The sequence below is a fragment of the Guyparkeria sp. WRN-7 genome, assembly GCF_001641825.1.
Taxonomy (GTDB): Bacteria; Pseudomonadota; Gammaproteobacteria; order Halothiobacillales; family Halothiobacillaceae; genus Guyparkeria.
In genome coordinates, this window is record NZ_LRFH01000016.1 from 154711 (window position 1) to 172875 (window position 18165).

16 protein-coding genes, 1 tRNA gene and 1 pseudogene are annotated in these 18165 nt (G+C 65.7%); 3 read left to right on the plus strand and 15 right to left on the minus strand.

Translation table 11 applies throughout. The features are described 5' to 3' along the window. Positions 1-40 precede the first annotated feature (40 nt). On the minus strand, positions 41-835 hold the full coding sequence (locus AWR35_RS09035) for a thymidylate synthase (protein WP_058575627.1): 795 nt from the start codon (positions 833-835) through the stop codon (positions 41-43). Further along, positions 832-1653, minus strand: coding sequence for a prolipoprotein diacylglyceryl transferase (lgt, locus tag AWR35_RS09040; RefSeq protein WP_058575628.1), 822 nt, complete (start codon positions 1651-1653; stop codon positions 832-834). The genes AWR35_RS09035 and lgt overlap by 4 nt, the downstream gene beginning before the upstream one ends. A gap of 115 nt (positions 1654-1768) precedes the next feature. On the opposite strand from lgt, the gene AWR35_RS09045 reads away from it, so the two are divergent. Next, on the plus strand, positions 1769-3778 hold the full coding sequence (locus tag AWR35_RS09045; protein WP_058575629.1) for a thioredoxin domain-containing protein: 2010 nt from the start codon (positions 1769-1771) through the stop codon (positions 3776-3778). A gap of 109 nt (positions 3779-3887) precedes the next feature. Beyond that, on the plus strand, positions 3888-4688 hold the full coding sequence (locus AWR35_RS09050; RefSeq protein WP_058575630.1) for a GNAT family N-acyltransferase: 801 nt from the start codon (positions 3888-3890) through the stop codon (positions 4686-4688). 312 nt (positions 4689-5000) lie between these two features. Here AWR35_RS09050 and AWR35_RS10850 read toward each other — a convergent pair. From AWR35_RS10850 to AWR35_RS09100, 10 genes and pseudogenes are all read right to left on the minus strand, one after another. Beyond that, positions 5001-5264 (minus strand): annotated as a pseudogene (locus tag AWR35_RS10850) (MerR family transcriptional regulator); the annotation flags it as partial. Continuing rightward, entirely contained in the window at positions 5242-5544 is a 303-nt protein-coding gene (locus AWR35_RS09060) for an integration host factor subunit alpha (protein WP_058575631.1), read from the minus strand. The gene AWR35_RS09060 and the pseudogene AWR35_RS10850, both read right to left, overlap by 23 nt. A gap of 23 nt (positions 5545-5567) precedes the next feature. After that, entirely contained in the window at positions 5568-7943 is a 2376-nt protein-coding gene (gene pheT / locus AWR35_RS09065) for a phenylalanine--tRNA ligase subunit beta (RefSeq protein ID WP_058575632.1), read from the minus strand. 104 nt (positions 7944-8047) lie between these two features. Beyond that, positions 8048-9058, minus strand: coding sequence for a phenylalanine--tRNA ligase subunit alpha (pheS, locus tag AWR35_RS09070; RefSeq protein ID WP_058575775.1), 1011 nt, complete (start codon positions 9056-9058; stop codon positions 8048-8050). 215 nt (positions 9059-9273) lie between these two features. Next, a complete protein-coding gene (gene rplT / locus AWR35_RS09075; RefSeq protein ID WP_058575633.1) occupies positions 9274-9633 on the minus strand; it encodes a 50S ribosomal protein L20 in 360 nt (119 codons plus the stop codon). An 11-nt stretch (positions 9634-9644) separates the two neighbouring features. Then, on the minus strand, positions 9645-9845 hold the full coding sequence (gene rpmI / locus AWR35_RS09080; RefSeq protein WP_058575634.1) for a 50S ribosomal protein L35: 201 nt from the start codon (positions 9843-9845) through the stop codon (positions 9645-9647). A 217-nt stretch (positions 9846-10062) separates the two neighbouring features. Next, positions 10063-10608, minus strand: coding sequence for a translation initiation factor IF-3 (infC, locus tag AWR35_RS09085; protein ID WP_058575776.1), 546 nt, complete (start codon positions 10606-10608; stop codon positions 10063-10065). A 393-nt stretch (positions 10609-11001) separates the two neighbouring features. Further along, the gene (gene thrS, locus AWR35_RS09090) at positions 11002-12909 is read right to left on the minus strand and encodes a threonine--tRNA ligase (protein ID WP_058575635.1); all 1908 of its coding nucleotides are present in this window, start codon (positions 12907-12909) and stop codon (positions 11002-11004) included. 202 nt (positions 12910-13111) lie between these two features. Then, entirely contained in the window at positions 13112-13543 is a 432-nt protein-coding gene (locus AWR35_RS09095; RefSeq protein ID WP_058575636.1) for a DUF3429 domain-containing protein, read from the minus strand. Positions 13544-13687: 144 nt separating this feature from the next. Further along, positions 13688-13764, minus strand: a tRNA-Val gene (locus AWR35_RS09100). Between the two features lie 227 nt (positions 13765-13991). On the opposite strand from AWR35_RS09100, the gene AWR35_RS09105 reads away from it, so the two are divergent. After that, positions 13992-14672 carry a hypothetical protein gene (locus tag AWR35_RS09105; protein WP_058575637.1) on the plus strand — a complete coding sequence of 227 codons (681 nt, stop codon included), beginning with the start codon at positions 13992-13994 and terminating at the stop codon, positions 14670-14672. A gap of 56 nt (positions 14673-14728) precedes the next feature. On the opposite strand, the gene AWR35_RS09110 is transcribed toward AWR35_RS09105, so the two are convergent. From AWR35_RS09110 to AWR35_RS09120, 3 genes are all read right to left on the minus strand, one after another. Further along, on the minus strand, positions 14729-16411 hold the full coding sequence (locus tag AWR35_RS09110; RefSeq protein WP_197408185.1) for a protein adenylyltransferase SelO family protein: 1683 nt from the start codon (positions 16409-16411) through the stop codon (positions 14729-14731). 231 nt (positions 16412-16642) lie between these two features. Then, positions 16643-16966 (minus strand): rhodanese-like domain-containing protein, encoded by a 324-nt coding sequence (locus tag AWR35_RS09115; protein WP_058575639.1) that lies wholly within the window; start codon positions 16964-16966, stop codon positions 16643-16645. Positions 16967-17158: 192 nt separating this feature from the next. Next, the gene (locus tag AWR35_RS09120) at positions 17159-18163 is read right to left on the minus strand and encodes a homocysteine S-methyltransferase family protein (protein ID WP_156413975.1); all 1005 of its coding nucleotides are present in this window, start codon (positions 18161-18163) and stop codon (positions 17159-17161) included. Positions 18164-18165: the final 2 nt, after the last annotated feature.

The following is an 18165-nucleotide window of genomic DNA, read 5'->3' on the forward strand; positions in this document are numbered from 1 at the left end:
GCCAGTTCACCTGCTTTCGCCGCTGTCGGGGGCTTGGCCGCTAGACCGCGACCTTGGCCTTGATGTGCGGGTGCGGGTCGTAGTCGACCAGTTCGAAGTCGTCGAAGACGAAGTCGTCGATCACGCGCCGCTCGGGATTGATGCGCATGGTCGGAAGACCGCGCGGCTCGCGGGTGAGCTGCAGGCGGGCCTGCTCGAGGTGGTTGTGGTAGAGGTGCGCGTCACCGAGCGTGTGGACGAACTCGCCCGGCTCGAGATCGCAGACCTGCGCGACCATCATGGTCAGCAGGGCGTAGCTCGCGATGTTGAACGGCACGCCGAGGAAGATGTCCGCGCTGCGCTGGTAGAGCTGGCAGGAAAGCTTGCCGTTGGCGACGTAGAACTGGAACAGCAGGTGGCAGGGCGGCAGGGCCATCTCGGGCACGTCCGCCGGGTTCCAGGCGGTGACGATCAGCCGGCGCGAGTCCGGGTTGGTCTTGATCTGTTCGATCACCTGGCCGAGCTGGTCGATGGTGCCGCCGTCGCGCGTCGGCCAGGAGCGCCACTGCGCGCCGTAGACCGGGCCGAGATCGCCGTTCTCGTCGGCCCACTCGTTCCAGATGCGCACGCCGTTGTCCTGCAGGTAGCGGACGTTGGTGTCACCGCTGATGAACCACAACAGCTCGTGGATGATCGAGCGCAGGTGCAGCTTCTTGGTGGTCAGCGCCGGGAAACCTTCCGAGAGGTCGAAGCGCATCTGGTGGCCGAAGACGCTGCGCGTGCCGGTGCCGGTGCGGTCGTCGCGGTCCACGCCATGGTCGAGGACACGCTGCATCAGGTCGAGATAGGCCTTCATTCGGAACTCGCGGTCGGTTGGTGGTGAGCGGGGCGATCCATGATACCGCGCCGGTACGCCCATGCCAGCAGGGCGAGTCCGGCCACGATCATGGGCGCGGAGAGGATGTGACCCATGGTGACCCAGCCGCCGGCAAGGTAGCCGATGTGGGCATCCGGTTCGCGGACGAATTCGACCGCGAAGCGGAACGTGCCGTAGCCGAGCAGGAACAGCCCGGAGACGGCCATGCGCGGCCTCGGCTTCATGGAGAACAGCCACAACAGGAGGAATAGCACCAGCCCTTCGAGAAATGCCTCGTAGAGCATCGACGGGTGGCGCGGTTCCGGTCCCGCACCCGGGAAGACCATGCCCCAGGGCAGGGTGGTCGGGCTGCCCCACAGTTCGGCGTTGATGAAGTTGCCGATCCGGCCGAAGAACAGCCCGATCGGCACCAGCGGGGCGATGAAATCGGTGACGGTGAAGAACGCCAGCCCCTGGGCGCGGGCATACAGGGCCATGGCCACCAGCACACCGAGCAGCCCGCCATGGAAGCTCATGCCGCCGTCCCATATGGCGAACAGGCTCAATGGCGAGTCGATCAGCATGCCCGGCTGGTAGAACAGCATGTAGCCGATCCGTCCGCCCAGGATCACGCCCAGCGCGCTGTAGAACAGCAGGTCGTCGACCTGTACCGGGTTGATCGGCCAGTCGGGGCGGCGGGCCCGCAGTCGGGCCAGTGCCCAGGCGCCGGCAAAGCCGAACAGATACATCAGGCCGTACCAGTGGATGGCCAGCGGGCCGATCTGCAGGGCGACGGGGTCGATGGCGGGGTAGTCCATGGGCACAGCCGTGATTGTGTGGGGGCGGTTGTGAAACGGACCCGAGTCTACCAGTATCCATCGACCGTGCCGGGAATCCCCCGGCTCATCCATTGCCGCGAGCGGAGCGAAGCCGATGAGCAATCCCCGCATGCAGAACGCCACCAGTCCCTACCTTCAGGCACATGCCGGCAACCCGGTCGAGTGGCGCGAGTGGAACCCGGAAACGCTGGAGTTCGCCCGCGAGCAGGATCGGCCGATCCTGCTGTCGATCGGCTATGCCGCCTGTCACTGGTGCCACGTGATGGCGCGCGAGAGCTTCTCGGATCTCGACATCGCCGCGGTGATGAACCGTCACTTCGTCAATATCAAGGTCGACCGCGAGGAGCGGCCCGATCTCGACAAGACGTTTCAGACCGCCCATGCGCTCCTGAACCAGCGCGGCGGTGGCTGGCCGCTGACCGCCTTTCTCAACCCGGACGACCTCAGCCCGTTCTTCATCGGCACCTATTTCCCGGCCGAGCCGCGTTACGGCATGCCGGGATTCGCCGACCTGCTCGAACGAGTGCACAGCGTCTACCGCGAGAAGGGTGATCAGACGCGCCAGCAGGGCGCGGCCGTGCATCAGGCGCTCGCCTCGTCGCCGCCGGGCAGCGACTCGCTGCCGCCGACTTCGAGCGTCGATGCCGCCCGCGAGCGGCTCGAGGAGGCGCTCGATAACGAGCACGGCGGGCTTGGTAGCGCGCCGAAGTTCCCGCAGCTGCCGCTGCTCGACTTCCTGCTCGACGAGGCGGCCTCGCGCGGCGCCGATGGCAGTGGGCGGCTGGACCATGCCGTGGCCGCCCTGCTCGACGGGGGACTGTTCGATCATCTCGACGGCGGCATCTTCCGCTATTGCGTCGATGCCGACTGGACCATCCCGCACTTCGAGAAGATGCTGGTCGACAACGCCCAGCTGCCGGCCACCTTGGCGCGTTTTGCGGTGATGGGCGACGACGGGCGGCGCGAGGTGATCGAGCGGCTGCTCGACCGCTCGATCGCCCATTTCCTGGCGCGGATGCAGTTGCCCGACGGCACCTATGCCGCCAGTCTCGATGCCGATACCCAGGGCGAGGAGGGCGCGACCTATCTCTGGACGCCCGACGAGGCAAGGCACGTTCTCGAGGAGGCCGGTATCGAGGCCGAGACGATCGAACAGTTCTTGAGTGATTATGGTCTCGACCGGCCGGCGAACTTCGAGGGCCGCTGGCATCTGGCCGCGGTGCGCCGCGCCGAACGCGTCGCCGATGTGCGGCCGCTCGATGCCGCCGTGCGCGCGCCCCTGCTCGAGCACCGCGACCGCCGGCCCCAGCCCAAGCGGGATGACAAGTCGTTGCTGGGGCTCAATGCCCTGCTGGCCACCGGCCTGATGCGTGCCGGCGGCCTTCTCGGGCGCGACGACTGGCTGGCGACCGGTCTCGACCTGCTCGACCGCCTGGTCCCCGCCGACGTTGCCGTGGCGGACCTGCCCACCGGGCGGCTGGGGGAGCGCGAGTCGGTGCCGGCGTTCCTCGACGATTATGCCGCGCTGCTGGAGGCCCAGGCCGAGGCGTTCTTCCGCGCGCCCGATGCCGGCCGGCTGGATCTGATCGAGTCGATCGTCGATGTTGTCCGCGAGCGCTTCGCTGACCAGAGCGGCGCCTTTCGTCTCAGTCACAGCGGACACGGCGCACCGGTCGGCAGCCTGGTGGTGTTCACCGACGATGCCCAGCCCTCCGGCAACGCCATCCTCGCCGATGCGCTCGCCCGGCTCGGGTATGCCCTGGGGCGTAGCGACTGGCTTGCCACGGCCGAGGGCATCTTCAAGGCTGCAGCCGGCTCGCTCGAGCGGGCGCCGCAGGCCCATCCCCGTCTGCTCGCCGCCCTGCGGCGCTTCCACCAGCCGGCCACGGTGGTGGTGATCAAGGCGCATGACATGGCCGACTGGCAAGGGGCCATCGATCAGCTGCGCGGACGAGGGATTGCCGTGCTGGCGCTGACCCACGACGACCTGCTGGCCGACAAGCCGCTGCCGGCGGGCGAGGGTGGTCTGGCCTACATTTGCCGCGGCACCAGCTGTCTGCCGCCGGAATCCGATCCCAGCGATCTGCTGGCCCGCTTCGACTGACTGTCATCCTGTCACCAAAACGCCACGCGCCGGTCACAAGACTGCCAACTCGTCTCCCTAGGCTTTCGCCCCGAACAGGCAATCGAAAGCCATCGCCAGGAGACGAGTCATGCAGCGAGACGAGGCAAGCCGGCGGGGCCGGCCGAGGGAGACCGGGGGGCTCGAGGTGGTCGTCGCGACCACGTCCGCCGAACGCGAGGCCTGCTACCGCCTGCGTTACCGGGTGTTCGTCGAGGAAATGGGAGCGAGCATTCCTCCGGGTCACGGGGGGCTGGAGCGCGATCGCTTCGATGCGCACTGTCACCACCTGTTGGTGCGCAACATGGCCTCCGGCGCGGTGGTCGCCTGCACTCGCGTGCTGACCGATACCCAAGCATGCCTGACCGGCGGTTTCTATTCCGAGCAGGAATTCAATCTCGCCGGCATCCGCGGCCTGCCGGGCCGGGTGATGGAGATCGGGCGGACCTGTGTCGATCCGGCCTGGCGTCGTGGCGGCACCATCGCCGCACTCTGGGCCGGGTTGGCGCGTTTCATGGCCGACAATCGCTTCGGTTACCTGATCGGCTGCGCCTCGATTCCGATGGACGACGGCGGGGCGACCGCCCGGGCGATCACCGACGATCTGCGTGAGCAACACCTCGCCCCGGCCGGGCGTCAGGTCCGTCCACGTCGGCCGCTACCGGCCCTCGTCGACGGCGCGGCCGACGCGTCAGGTCGGCTGCCGCCACTGCTGAAGGCCTACATGCGGCTGGGGGCGAAGATCGGGGGCGAGCCTTGCTGGGATCCGGCATTCGGCTGCGCGGACCTGTTCATCTCGCTGGAAAGCGGGGATCTGCAGTCGCGCTACCTGCGCCATTTCGTCGAGCGACGCCGCGATGTCGAACCCCGGCGCCGTCACATCGCGGCCTGAGGGGCAGGTTCCCTAGTCCTCGGGCTGGGCCTTGCCGCAGTAGGGGGCAAGCTCGCCGGCCAGGGCCTCGAGGCCGAGGCGTATCTCGCGCAGGTCGAGCTGGCGACCGGTGGGGACGGGGGTTTCGGCGGGGGCGGCCGGTACGGCCTCGAGGTGGAGTTCGCTCTGCTGCACCGTGTTGGTGTCGGAGCGGGGGTCGGCGTGCGGGTCGAGCTGCAGCAGGTTGCCGCCGCTCTGGCTGATGCGTTCGCGCATGTCGCGTACGGCCTCGAGCGCACTGGAGGACTCGCGCGAGGAGGCCTTGGGCAGGGCGGCGAGTTGCTGACGGGCGCCGGCGATCGTGAAGCCCTGTTCGTAGAGCAGGGTGCGGATCAGACGGATCAGTTCGATGTCGTGGCGCTGATAGTAGCGGCGGTTGCCGCGACGCTTGATCGGCTTGAGCTGTTGGAATTCCTGCTCCCAGTAACGCAGCACGTGCGACTTGACGTCACACAACTGGCCCACTTCCCCGATGGTGAAATACCGCTTGCTGGGGATGGGCGGGAACGTGAATTCAGTCTTGCTCTGGGCCTTCATAGGCTTCCACCAGCGACTTGAGTTTCTGGCCGGCGCGGAAGGTCACCACACGGCGGGCGGTGACCGGGATCATCTCCCCGGTACGCGGATTGCGACCGGGGCGCTCGTTCTTGTCCCGCAACTGGAAGTTGCCGAAGCCAGAGAGCTTGATGTCCTCGCCCGATTCCAGCACCTGTCGCATCTCCTCGAAGAACAGGTCGACGAAGTCCTTGGCCTCGCGCTTGTTGAGGCCAAGTTCGTTGTGCAGCGTTTCTACCAGATCCGCTTTCGTAAGAGCCATGTAAATCGGTTCCCGGGTTCAAGTCAACCGCGCAGCTCGACGTCGTGCTGGCGGAGGTGTTCGAGTATGTGGTTGATTGTATCGGTAATTTCGTCGTCGGTGAGGGTGCGCTCGTCATTCTGGAACACGAGCTTCACCGCGAGCGACTGGTGTCCCTCGGCCACGCCCTCGCCGACATAGCGGTCGAACGGTTCGATATCCCGCAGGAATTCGCCGCCGGCCGACCGGATGGCGGCAGCCAGATCGCTGAATGCCAGGGTGGTCGGGGTGACCAGTGCGAGATCCCGGCGGATGCGCGGGAACTTCGACTGCGGCGCACTCTGCGGCAGCGGCCGCTCGTCGATGCCGGCCAGCGACAGGCGCGCGGCAAAGACCGGGCCCTTGAGGTCGAAGGCCTTGAGCGTGTCGGGGTGCAGGGCGCCGATCTCGCCGACCGCGTGGCCGTCGATCAGGATCTCGGCGGCCTGGCCGGGGTGCAGCGCCGGGTGCTCGCAGGTCCGGAAGGCCAGTGCGTCGCCCAGACCCAGCCCTTCGAGCAGGTCCTCGAGGTCACCCTTGATGTCGTAGAAATCCATCGAGCGGGTGGCCTGGCCCCACTGCTCGGGGGCGGCGAGACCGGCGGCGACGAAGGCCAGCTCGCCGGTCTCGCGTGCCGCCTCGGCGGTGGAGCCGGCGAAGCGGTGGCCGGTCTCGAACAGGCGAATCGCCGGCTGCTGGCGCTTCTGGTTGTGGGCGACCGCCTCGAGAAGGCCCGGCCAGAGGCTCTGGCGCATGACCGCCATCTGCGAGGCGATCGGGTTGGCCAGCTCGATCGCCGGGCTGTCCGGGGTGATCACGGCATCGAGATCGCGGTCGACGAAGCTGTAGGTGATCGCCTCGAAGTAGCCGCGGTCGGCCAGGAGGTCGCCGATGCGCGTGATGGTGTTGTCGGTGGCCGCCGGCAGACCGATCTCCGGAGTCATGCGGGTGATCGGTGCGCGGAAGTTGTCGTAACCGATCAGCCGCGCCAGCTCCTCGAGCAGATCCTCGGGGATGGCCAGATCGAAGCGGCGGGTCGGCGGCACCACGGTGAGCGTGTTGCCATCCGCCGTGACCTCGCAGCCCAGGCGGGTCAGCAGGTCGGCGGCGCGGTCGGTGGCCACCGGCAGGCCCAGGCGACGTTCGGCCCAGTCCATGTCCAGAGTGATGGCTGCCGGGGCGGGCAGCTCGCGCCCCCCGGCCGCCTCGACCACCGGGCCGGCCTTGCCGCCGAGCATCTCGGTGATCAGCTGCGCGGCGCGGTCGATCGCCTGACGGGGCAGGCTCGGGTCGACGCCGCGTTCGAAGCGGAAGGCGGCATCGGTGGTCAGGCCGAAGCGCCGCGCGCGGCCGGCGACCGCCTCGGGGGTGAAGTGGGCCGATTCGAGCACGATGCGGCGGGTCTCGCCGGAGACACCCGAGGGCTGGCTGCCGATGATGCCGGCCAGCGCGATCGGGTTGCTGGCATCGGCGACCACCAGGCAGTCGTCTTCGAGGGCCAGTTCCTGCTCGTTCAGGCCGACCATTTTCTCGCCGGCCTTGGCCCAGCGCACGCGGATGTCACCGTCGAGCCGGTCGGCGTCGAAGGCGTGCATCGGCTGGCCGGTCTCGAGCATGACGTAGTTGAGGAGATCGACGATCGGCTCGACCGTCGAGACGCCGGCACGACGCAGGCGCTCGGCGATCAGCATGTCGGTGTCGCCGCGGGCCGGGACGTCCTCGATCACCTGGGTGAGGTAGATCGGGCAGGCATCGTTCGCCTCGATGGCCGCCGCGCGGCTCGAGTCGATGGTCGCCGCCGGGGCGCCGGTCTCGGGGGCGGCCAGCGTGGCGTCGAACAGGGCGCTGCACTCCTGGGCGAGACCCGCGATCGACAGGACATCGCCGCGGTTGGGAGTGATGCCCAGCTCGATGATCGCGTCGTCGAGATCCAGCCACTCGCGCAGGTCACGGCCCACCGGCGCATCGTCCGGCAGTTCCAGCAGGCCGTCACGGACACTGGCGAGCCCGATCTCGTCGCCGCCGCAGAGCATGCCGTGGGACGGCTCGCCGCGCAGCTTGGCCTTCTTGATCTTCATCCCGTTCGGCAGGGTCGCGCCGACGCGGGCCAGTGGCGCCTTGAGGCCCTCGCGGACGTTAGGCGCACCGCAGACGACCTGCCAGGTGGTCTCGCCGTCGAAGACCTCGGTGACGCGCAGCTTGTCGGCGTCCGGGTGCGGGCGGACGGTCTTCACCTCGCCGACGACGACGTTGTCGAAGGCCGGGGCGGCCGGCTCGATCGCGTCGACCTCAAGGCCGGCCATCGTCAGGCGGTGGGCCAGTTCCTCGGTAGAGGCCTCGGGGTCAATCCAGGTTCTCAGCCAGTTCTCGGAAAAAAGCATCGCGTGTCAGGTCCTCGGGCCTTGGTCCGGTCGGCCGTCCTTGCTGGCGGCCGGGCACACAAATCATTCATGCCCGGCCGTGGTCGGCCGGGCGGGAATCGGGTTTACTGGAACTGCTGCAGGAAGCGCAGGTCGTTCTCGAAGAACGCGCGCAGGTCGTCGACCCCGTAGCGCAGCATCGCCAGGCGCTCGACGCCCATGCCGATGGCGAAACCGCTCACCTCGGCCGGGTCGTGGCCCACCGAGCGCAGCACGTTGGGGTGGACCATGCCGGCGCCCAGCACTTCGATCCAGCCGGTCTTCTTGCATACGCGGCAGCCGTCGCCACCGCAGTGGACGCACTGGATGTCGACTTCCGCGGACGGCTCGGTGAAGGGGAAGAACGACGGGCGCAGGCGGATCGGCAGGTCCTCGCGCTCGAACAGGGCGGCGAGGAAGGTTTCCAGCGTGGCACGCAGGTCGGTGAAGCGCACGTTCTCGTCGAGGTAGAGCACCTCGATCTGGTGGAACATCGGCGAGTGCGTCATGTCCGAGTCGCAGCGGTAGACGCGACCGGGGGCGATCACCTTCAGCGGCGGCTTGGTTTCCTGCATGGCGCGGATCTGCACCGGCGAGGTGTGGGTGCGCAGCAGGTGGTTGGCGTCGAAGTAGAAGGTGTCGTGCATCGCCCGGGCCGGGTGGCTCTCGGGGATGTTCAGGGCGGTGAAGTTGTGCCAGTCGTCCTCGATCTCCGGCCCTTCGGCGACGCGGAAGCCCATCGCCTGGAAGATGGCGGAGACCCGCTCGGTGATCTGGGTGACCGGATGCTTGGCACCGGGCGGACGACGACGGCCGGGCAGGGTGACGTCGATGGTCTCGGCATTGAGCTTGGCCTTGAGTGCCTCGGCCTGCAGCGTCTCGCGACGGCCCTTGAGCGCGCCGATGACGCGATCCTTGACCGCGTTGATGGCCGCACCCTGCGTCTTGCGCTCCTCGGGGTCGAGCTGGCCGAGGGTCTTCATCTGGGCCGTGATCGAGCCTTTCTTGCCGGTGTATTCCACCCGCAGGGCTTCCAGCGCGTCGAGGCTGTCGGCCGCCTCGATGCGAGCGAGTGCGTCGTTCTCCAGGGCGTCCAGGGAGTTGCTCACCGCCTACGTGCTCCTATCGGTTCGGTTTTCTTTGCCACCCTTTGCCGGAAATCCGTGTCGGACGGCTGTCCGGCAAAGGGCGTTATTGTGGCGTAAAAGCCAGTAAAATCAATGCCTTCAACGAAAAAAGGCGCCACGGGGCGCCTTCGAGAAGAACGGGGGTGGGGTGGTGCAGGACCACCCCGTTCCCTGACTGATCGAAATCAGCCGGCCAGGGCGGCCTTCGCCTTCTCGGCCAGGGCGGCAAAGCCCGGCTTGTCGTGCACCGCGATGTCGGCGAGGACCTTGCGGTCGACCTCGACGTTGGCCTTGTTCAGGCCGTCGATCATCCGGCTGTAGGACAGGCCGTTGTTGCGCGCCTCGGCGTTGATACGGGCGATCCACAGGCCGCGGAATACGCGCTTCTTCGCGCGACGGTCACGGTAGGCGTACTGACCCGCCTTGATGACCGCCTGCTTCGCGGAGCGGTAGGTACGCGAACGGGCACCGTAGTAGCCCTTGGCCTTGTTCAGGACCTTCTTGTGCTTGGCATGGGCGGTTACGCCACGCTTTACTCGTGCCATGGTCTATCTCCTCACTTCTTGCCGTAGGGCATCATGCGATCGACGAGCTGAACGTCGGCCTCGTGTACGTAGGCCGGCGAGCCCAGCTGACGCTTCCGCTTGGACGACTTCTTGGTGAGGATGTGACGCAGGTGCGACTGACGACGCTTGACGCCACCGGCGGTGATCTTGAACCGCTTGGCAGCCCCGCGATTGGTCTTGATCTTGGGCATGATCGACTCCAGTTCTGGCTAGTTTTTTGAATACCCGGCCACGTCGGAGTGTTTAACGTGCGCGGGCGACTTTGCCGTTGCCAGCCTTCCGGTTCCGCAGGGCGGAATGCCGGGGCGGCAAAACGGCGCATGATGATACCCGATATGGTGCGACGCCGCAACGAAAAAACCCGCCGGCGAGGGCGGGTCTGTCGGGCTCTCGGTATCGAACCGGGCGTTACTTGCCGGAACGCGGCGCCATTACCATGGTGGCCTGGCGGCCTTCCATGCGCGGCCGCTGCTCCACGGTGGCCAGTTCGTCCAGGTCCTCCGAGATGCGTTCGAGCAGCTCGGCACCCAGATCCCGGTGGGCCATCTCTCGACCGCGGAAGCGCAGGGTGATCTTCACCTTGTCGCCGGCGTTCAGGAAGCGCTGGGCGTTGCGCAGCTTGACCTGGTAGTCGTGATCTTCCGTCCCGGGACGGAACTTCACTTCCTTGACCTCGATCTGCTTCTGCTTCTTGCGCGCCTCGGCCGCCTTCTTGCTCTGCTGATACTTGAACTTGCCGAAGTCCATGATCTTGCAGACCGGCGGCTTGGCCGTCGGCGAGACCTCGACGAGGTCCATGCCGGCTTCGGCAGCGCGATCCTTCGCCTCATCGGTTGCGATGACGCCTACCTGCTCGCCGTTCTCGTCGACGAGCCGGACTTCCCGAATAGTGATCTGGTCGTTGATCCGTGGGTCGTCGCTTTTGCCTGGACCCTTTCCGCGTTGTTGAGCGATGTTCGTACCCTCCAATCAGGTTTGAACGAGAATAGTACCCCAGAGCGACCCGCTCCGGGAGGTTTGGCCAAAAAATTAGCATATAAGGGAAGATCTGCACGAATCCGATGCCACTCTGGCCTCGCGAGTCGTGCGTGATCAAGGCGCGATGTTGCCGGCGTGGCCGCGGCCACGTCAAGACATCGCAACGCGGGGCACGGGCGACTCGCCAGGCCCCGCCGGGCGCATCCCGAGTCGGGCATCTGCTGCGTTATCGTCCTTGGAAAGAGAATGCTCTTCCGCGGCGGACGAACGCCTTGCATCTGACCGGCTCGGGGCGCGCAGAGCGGTATCGGATTCGCGCAGACCTTCCCGAACCGCGATGGTTTCCAACCGCGGCCTGTCTGGCCGGGCTTACTGGTGCTCGGCGATCTCGCCCTTGAGGCGCTCGATCAGCTCATCGACCTTGATCGAGCCGAGGTCCTCGCCCGACCGGGTGCGCACGGACACCGAGTCGGCGTCGATCTCGCGATCGCCGGCAACCAGCAGGTACGGCACCCGCTCGAGGGTGTGCTCGCGGATCTTGAAGCCGACCTTCTCGTTGCGCAGGTCGGCTTCCGCGCGCAAGCCCGCGGCCTTGAGGCGCTCGGCGACCTGGCCGACGTACTCGGCGTGCTTGTCGGTGATGCCCATGGTGACCGCCTGGACCGGGGCGAGCCACAGCGGCATCTGGCCGGCGTGGTGCTCGATCAGGATGCCGATGAAGCGTTCCATGGAGCCGACGATCGCCCGGTGCAGCATGACCGGGTGCTTGCGCTCGCTGTTCTCGTCGACGTAGGTCGCGCCGAGGCGCTCGGGCATCATGAAGTCAACCTGGATGGTACCCAGCTGCCAGGTCCGGCCGATGGCATCCGAGAGGTGGTACTCGATCTTCGGCCCGTAGAAGGCGCCTTCGCCCGGCAGTTCCTCCCACTCGACGTTCGCCGCGCGCAGCGCGCCGCGCAGGGCCTCCTCGGCCTCGTCCCAGACCTCGTCGGCGCCCATGCGCTTGACCGGACGGGTGGCGATCTTCACCTGCACGTCCGAGAAGCCGAAGGTGTCGTAGACCTCGAGTGCCTGGCCGTGGAAGGCGCGCACCTCGGACTCGATCTGCTTCTCGGTGCAGAAGATGTGGCCGTCGTCCTGGGTGAAGCCGCGCACGCGCAGGATGCCGTGCAGCGCCCCCGAGGGCTCGTTGCGGTGGCAGGAACCGAACTCGCCGTAGCGGATCGGCAGGTCACGGTAGGAGTGCAGGCCGTGGTTGAACACCTGGACGTGGCCCGGGCAGTTCATCGGCTTGACCGCGTAGGTGCGCTTCTCCGACTCGGTGAAGAACATGTTTTCCTGGTAGTTGTCCCAGTGGCCGGATTTCTTCCACAGGGACACGTCCAGAATCTGCGGGCACTTGATCTCCGCGTAGCCCGAGCGGCGGTACATGTCGCGCATGTAGCTCTCGACCACCTGCCAGATCGCCCAGCCGCGCGGGTGCCAGAACACCAGACCCGGCGCCTCGTCCTGGAAGTGGAACAGGTCGAGCTGCTTGCCGAGACGACGGTGATCGCGCTTCTCGGCCTCCTCGCGCTGCTTCAAGTAGCGCTTCAGTTCCTTCTCGGAAGCGAAAGCGGTGCCGTAGACGCGGGTGAGCATCTCGTTGTCCGAGTCGCCGCGCCAGTAGGCGCCGGCCACCTTCAAGAGCTTGAAGGCCTTGAGCTTGTTGGTGTGCGGCACGTGCGGGCCGCGGCAGAGATCGGTGAAATCACCTTGGGTGTAGAGCGTCAGCTGCTCCTCGCCCGGGATGTCCTTGATGATCTCGACCTTGTAGTCCTCGCCCAGGTCCTTGAAGAAGCGCACCGCGTCGTCGCGCTCGATCACGCGGCGTTCGAGCTCGTCGCCCTCGGCGGCCAGCTCGCGCATGCGGGTCTCGATCTTCTCCAGGTCCTCGTCGTTGAAGGGGCGGTTGAAGGCGAAGTCGTAGTAGAAGCCCTGGTCGATGACCGGGCCGATGGTGACCTGCGCCTCGGGGAACAGCTGCTTGACCGCCTGCGCCATCAGGTGCGCGGTGGAGTGGCGGATGATCTCGACGCCCTCCTGGTCCTTCGCCGTGACGATGGCGATGTCGGCATCGTCCTCGACGGTGCGCGACAGATCGACCAGCTTGCCGTCGATCTTGCCGGCCACGGCCGCCTTGGCCAGGCCCGGGCCGATGTCGGATGCGATTTCCGCGAGCGAGACCGGGTGGTCGAACGTGCGCTGACTGCCGTCGGGTAGCGTGATAGTCGGCATGTGCCCTCCTGAGAAGCACTTGGGATGCCAGTGGCGGGCCCTACCAAAGCCCGCGTATGCATCCGCGTGGGTAGAAGGGTGCGGACAGCATGGACCGTCGAGACGCACCCGGCTAACGGTATTTGAGGGCCGGGATAATACCAGAGCGAGGTGCCGACGGGGAGGGTGGTCGCCCGGCTCAGGAGGCGGTTATTGAGGGCGCTCAGCCGACCAGGCCGAGCAGCAGGGAGATGATCGCTACGACACTCAGCGTGATGCGTAGCTGGTAGAACCACCGCCGGATCCAGCCGCGTTGGCGGGCTTCCCAGTCGAGCAGGAGCATCAGCGCATAGCCCATCATCAGCATCCACGTCGCGGAAAACGGTCCCATGAGCAGTGCGGGCCAGGCCCAGAGCGACGGCAGGGCGCTCAGCCAGATCCAGCCACCGGTCTGCTTGGCCAGCGCGATACCCCAGTAGATCCCGCCGAGAAAACTCAGGATCAGGGCGGCATAGGTGTGCTGGACCGTGAGGGCCGCCTCGGTCGCGCTCGGCTGCCACCACATCACCAGTAGCGGGACGACGAGGGGAGCCAGCCCGGCATAACCGGCCAGACGGGCGTGGAAAGCAGCGGTCTGTTCAAGGGATCGGACCATGGCGCCTCCTCGTAAACGTCCGGCGATGCGCCACATGAGCCTAGACCGTGCCGACGCTGAGTGTGCGAATAATGGCGAAGAAATCCGACTGGCAGCCGGACACGAAAAAGCCCGGCGAGCATGCTGCTGCCGGGCTTCCAGTGTTGGTAGGCGCGATTGGATTCGAACCAACGACCCCCACCATGTCAAGGTGGTGCTCTAACCAACTGAGCTACGCGCCTGTCGTTCAGTGGGAGCGCATTCTACCGCCTCGCGGCGGGCTGTCAAGCGTGATTTGTCGCTCTCCTCTTGCACCTCGTTGGCGATTCATACATGCGCTGCGGGATGCCTGAGGAGGCGAGGGATCTGCGCTACGCTTGCGCGCGATGCCTCTCGTTACAAGACGGTTCGAATCCACACGATGGTTATGAACAGCGAACCATATGTCTGGCCACGCTCCACGATTTGCATGCGCCCGGTGTCGGTGGACGTAAGGTCGATCGCTGCTGACATCTACCGCCGGGCGTGTCGCGTCAGCTTCGAGGAGCCGGGCTTCTGTGTGCTCAATGTCGGTCACGAGATCGATTCCGTCGCGTTCCGACAGTTGATGGTGGACCTCAAGCGCGAAATGGCGGCGATTCACGAATCCACCACCGGCAAAACCCTGGCGTATCGTTCGGCCGCCCGCTTCGATCAGCAAGAGACAACACGGCCGCATCTGGACGGCGGGCCGGACGAGTCCTTGCTGATGCTCGGCTACGAGCCTTCGGAAATCGATTCCGAGCTCGAGATCTCTGACTACGCCAAATGCGCGTTTGATCTTGGCATCTCGCCAAAGGCGTTCATGGCCGAATACAACCCCATGTTCAAGCCGGGTTATGACATGTTGCGCCCCTACACAACGAGTATCCCCTGCTTTTCCAAAACCGACTATCAGATCGTCTGCATCAACAACTCGTGTTCGGCCTACTCCGAGTCGCAATCGGCGTGGCAAGGCGTCCTTCACACAGCGACGATTCTGACACCCGACGAAACGAGTTCCCGTGTGATCAACTCCACAATGATCGCTTCGGTGCCGGCGGGCACGGCGGACAAGATCGATGCCGAGGAGCTAAGCGATTTCGTTTCCACGTCCGTGGTGAGTCGCTGAGATTGCTGGAGCCGAAACGGCGAAAAGGACGCATTGCCGAGCCAAGGGTGTCGTCGTCACGACGAGCAGCTGTAATGGGATATCCCACCGACGTGGAACAGGGATGAGGCCTTGAGGCGGTAGTATTTTTCCTGCACCGTTTTTGACTGCTCCGCGTATGGGTTGGTCATCACGTCCTGCAGTTCCCTGATTTGCGAATAATCGCCGGCCGCCGCTTGTCGATACGCGGGCATGAGAAACCATTCTCTCAAGGTGTATTTCGGGTTGACCTTTTTCATGGCCTTGGAGATCTCGTCCCGCCTTCTAGCCAACTCGGTTGCCGACTGGGTGTCATTGTCGACGCCGATGAGCCTTCTCCACTTGGTCAGCCACTCGGACCAGCGCTCTTCGGTCGCCTGGGCATCTTCCGCCGACGGGGTGTTTGAGCCCCCCAGATCGGCATAGAAGCTCTTCTTGAGCGGCTCGATGCTTTCGGGAATCGCCGAAAGCTCGCGGAAAAAGATCGTGTAGTCCACCGGGGTGGTGGTCATCAGCGTTTGCAGTTCGACGAACAACTCGGCGTTGACCGATGCCAGGCCCAGCTTGCTGGCCCACATCCGTTCCAGTTTCTCGCCCATCACCTTGGCGAAGTCGTCCTGAATCGCGTCCAGTCGCTCGATGGCTCCCGGATCGTCATCCAGCAGGGGGCGCAGTGCCGTGCAGAATGTGCGGAAATTGCGTTCCGCGGCGGCGGGCTGGTTGGAAAAACAAAAATGACGCCCGCCGCCGGTCCAGGGTTGAAAGTAGAGGTCGAAGACCTCGCAAAACCCGAATGGGCCGTAGTCGAGCGTAAAGCCGCCGGCCGCGCAGTTGTCGCTGTTGAAGTTGCCCTGGCAGTAGCCAACCCGAATCCAGTCGGCAACCAGCGAGGTGAGCCGGTCTCGGAACGCGTACGCAAGCGAGATGATCTGCTGGCCGAGCCCCGTCTCTGGATCCACGATATCCGGATATTCCCGCTCGATCAGGTGCGAGACGAGCGCTTCGAGTTCTTCCCTGGCCTTCGGGTGGGCCTGCTTGCGAACGCGGCGACTGAAGAGCTCGAGCTGGCCGACCCGGATGAACGAGGGTGCCACCCGGGTGGAGATGGCAACGGGTTCCCTCACCAGCGTGTCGGGGTTCATGGCGTTGCTGCCATCCGAGTACCAGGGCCGATCGACGGTTTCGGTTTTCGAAACGTACAGGCTCAATGACCGCGATGTCGGCACCCCAAGGGCGTGCATGTGCTCCTGGGCGAGGAACTCGCGAACGCTGGAGCGCAATACCGCGCGCCCATCCGCGCCCCGGCAGTAGGGCGTGCGACCCGCACCTTTCAGTTGCATCTCCCATCGTTTGCCGCGGGTCACGACCTCGAGTACGGAAATGGCTCGGCCGTCGCCGTAACCGTTGCCGGTCTGAAACGGGCACTGACAGTCGAACTCCGTGCCGTAGATGGACAGGGCGTAGCCAGAGGCCCAGCCGACACGGCTCATCGTCTCGGGGACGACGGAAAGGTCGCCGGAAAACAGGCGGACGAACCCGTCGGAACGGGCCAGATGCTCGTCGAAGCCCAGGTCGCGGAAAAGCGCTCGACCGTGAGCGACGTACTCCGGGTTCTCGATCGGGGTCGGCTTGACGGGGACGTAATGCCCGGAGAAAACCTGTCGCGGTGCGTGGTCGATGCCATCGCTCGTCGCGTCCGGATCGCGGTTGAGCGTTTCCATCAGGGAGTAGTCGACGACGTCGGCGAGTTCCTCGAGGCTCGAGATGGGCGCGCGCGTTTCGGGCGAGTGTGCCTGGTTCTGTTGTTGGGTCTGTTCTTGGCTCATGGGTGTTCCCGGGTGCACCTGGTGACGAACGGTCGGTTACGTTGGGGCGAGTTGGGATATCGCTGTTGTTGGCCGGCCAGGTGGGGTGGTGTCGGTACGCGTGCCGTGTCGACAGGCAGGTAACCGTCAATACGTGGGCATGCCGCTATCGACTTGCGCGGCCCAGGCATCGACGCCGCCGGTGAGGTTGATCACGTCGGAGAATCCCTGCTGTTCCAGGAACAAGGCAACCTGCATGCTGCGCATGCCATGGTGGCAAATGCAGACGATCGGCCTATCTGGCTCCAATTGTTCGACATGTGCCGGGACGGTGTTCATCGGCATCGTCCGTGAGCCGTCGATATGACAGAGCTGGTACTCCCACGGTTCTCGCACATCGAGTAGCACCGGGGCCGTGCTTGCCCGGTCGTCGAGCCAGGTGGCGAGTTCTTTTGCCGTTATGTTTCGCATGGATTGGGCATGTCGTTGCAATTGGGTCTTAGGGCAATGGCGCCGGTGAGTGGGCGCTGGGTGGTTTTGCGCACGTTAACAGCGAACCACTTCTGCGGACGATGGCATTCGACAAGCGGTGGCCCGGTGAGCGCGATCGTTTCTTCTGAGCGCGATCGTTTCTTCACTGGCTCGCGTGTCACCGAGCGTCGATTACCCGGCCGTTGTGATGGGTGCCCGCTTCAGGGGAGCGAGTGCCGCGATGTGCTCGGGGGACAGGCCGCAACAGCCTCCGATGATCTGCGCGCCCTGTTCGACCCATCCCTCGGCATAGCGGCGCAGCTCGCGGGGCGCGATCACGTCCTCGAACTGCCAGTGTGGGGAGGTGAAATACCCGGAGTCCGGGTAGGCCATGAGGGGACCGTCAAAGCGACTGCGCAGGATCTCCAGGCCATCGGCTATCAGGTTCGACGGCGTGTGCATGATGCCGGCCGCGTCGATTTGCCAGTTATCGAGGATCGAGACGATATCCGCGAACGGGATGTCCTCCCCCGGCCCGAAGCCGAGCAGCTCGCCCGCCTCATTGCGCCGCGCCGAGAACCCGGCCCAGACGGGCAGGCCGGTTTCCGCGGCCGCCTCGAAGATGAGCGGCATCCGTTCCGGGTCGTACATCATCTCGAGCAGGAGCAGGTCGCAGCCCTCGTCGCGGAGCAGCAGCGCCTGCTCGCGAACCGCCTCGGCCATCTGGCCGAGGCTGATGGCGCCGCTGTTCGGCCGGGCCGAGCCCGTCGCGATCGGCCCGCGGTGGGAGAGTGACCCGGCGACCATCACCTCGGGCCGGCCACATCTCTCCCTGGCCCAAAGCGCGGCCCGGACCGATGCGCGGTTGACCTCCTCGAACCGATCGCCGAGGCCGTCGAGTGCGAGGAGCGCGCGCGAGGACGAGTACGTGTTCGCCGTGATGATGTCCGCGCCGGCCTCGATGTAGTCCCGATGGATGGCCTCCAGTGTCTCGACATGGTCCAGCGAGGCCCGGCCGCACCACGCGTTGGTGCTCATCGGCACGCCACGCTTTTCCAGCTCGGTGCCGGTCGCGCCGTCAAGCAGCCTGACTTCGCCCTCGCGTAACGCCGTGTAATTCATCGTGATGCCACTCCGCATCGCCTGACTGTCCGGTTCATTGTGGCAGACGCGGACGGCGCCGACCGGACGCCTCACAG

Bases quoted from the DNA above. Each gene is read 5' to 3' on its own strand.
- AWR35_RS09035 (WP_058575627.1), bottom strand. From the start codon at position 835: ATGAAGGCCTATCTCGACCTGATGCAGCGTGTCCTCGACCATGGCGTG.
- lgt (WP_058575628.1), bottom strand. From the start codon at position 1,653: ATGGACTACCCCGCCATCGACCCCGTCGCCCTGCAGATCGGCCCGCTG.
- AWR35_RS09045 (WP_058575629.1), top strand. From the start codon at position 1,769: ATGAGCAATCCCCGCATGCAGAACGCCACCAGTCCCTACCTTCAGGCA.
- AWR35_RS09050 (WP_058575630.1), top strand. From the start codon at position 3,888: ATGCAGCGAGACGAGGCAAGCCGGCGGGGCCGGCCGAGGGAGACCGGG.
- AWR35_RS09060 (WP_058575631.1), bottom strand. From the start codon at position 5,544: ATGGCTCTTACGAAAGCGGATCTGGTAGAAACGCTGCACAACGAACTT.
- pheT (WP_058575632.1), bottom strand. From the start codon at position 7,943: ATGCTTTTTTCCGAGAACTGGCTGAGAACCTGGATTGACCCCGAGGCC.
- rplT (WP_058575633.1), bottom strand. From the start codon at position 9,633: ATGGCACGAGTAAAGCGTGGCGTAACCGCCCATGCCAAGCACAAGAAG.
- rpmI (WP_058575634.1), bottom strand. From the start codon at position 9,845: ATGCCCAAGATCAAGACCAATCGCGGGGCTGCCAAGCGGTTCAAGATC.
- thrS (WP_058575635.1), bottom strand. From the start codon at position 12,909: ATGCCGACTATCACGCTACCCGACGGCAGTCAGCGCACGTTCGACCAC.
- AWR35_RS09095 (WP_058575636.1), bottom strand. From the start codon at position 13,543: ATGGTCCGATCCCTTGAACAGACCGCTGCTTTCCACGCCCGTCTGGCC.
- AWR35_RS09105 (WP_058575637.1), top strand. From the start codon at position 13,992: ATGCGCCCGGTGTCGGTGGACGTAAGGTCGATCGCTGCTGACATCTAC.
- AWR35_RS09110 (WP_197408185.1), bottom strand. From the start codon at position 16,411: ATGGAAACGCTCAACCGCGATCCGGACGCGACGAGCGATGGCATCGAC.
- AWR35_RS09115 (WP_058575639.1), bottom strand. From the start codon at position 16,966: ATGCGAAACATAACGGCAAAAGAACTCGCCACCTGGCTCGACGACCGG.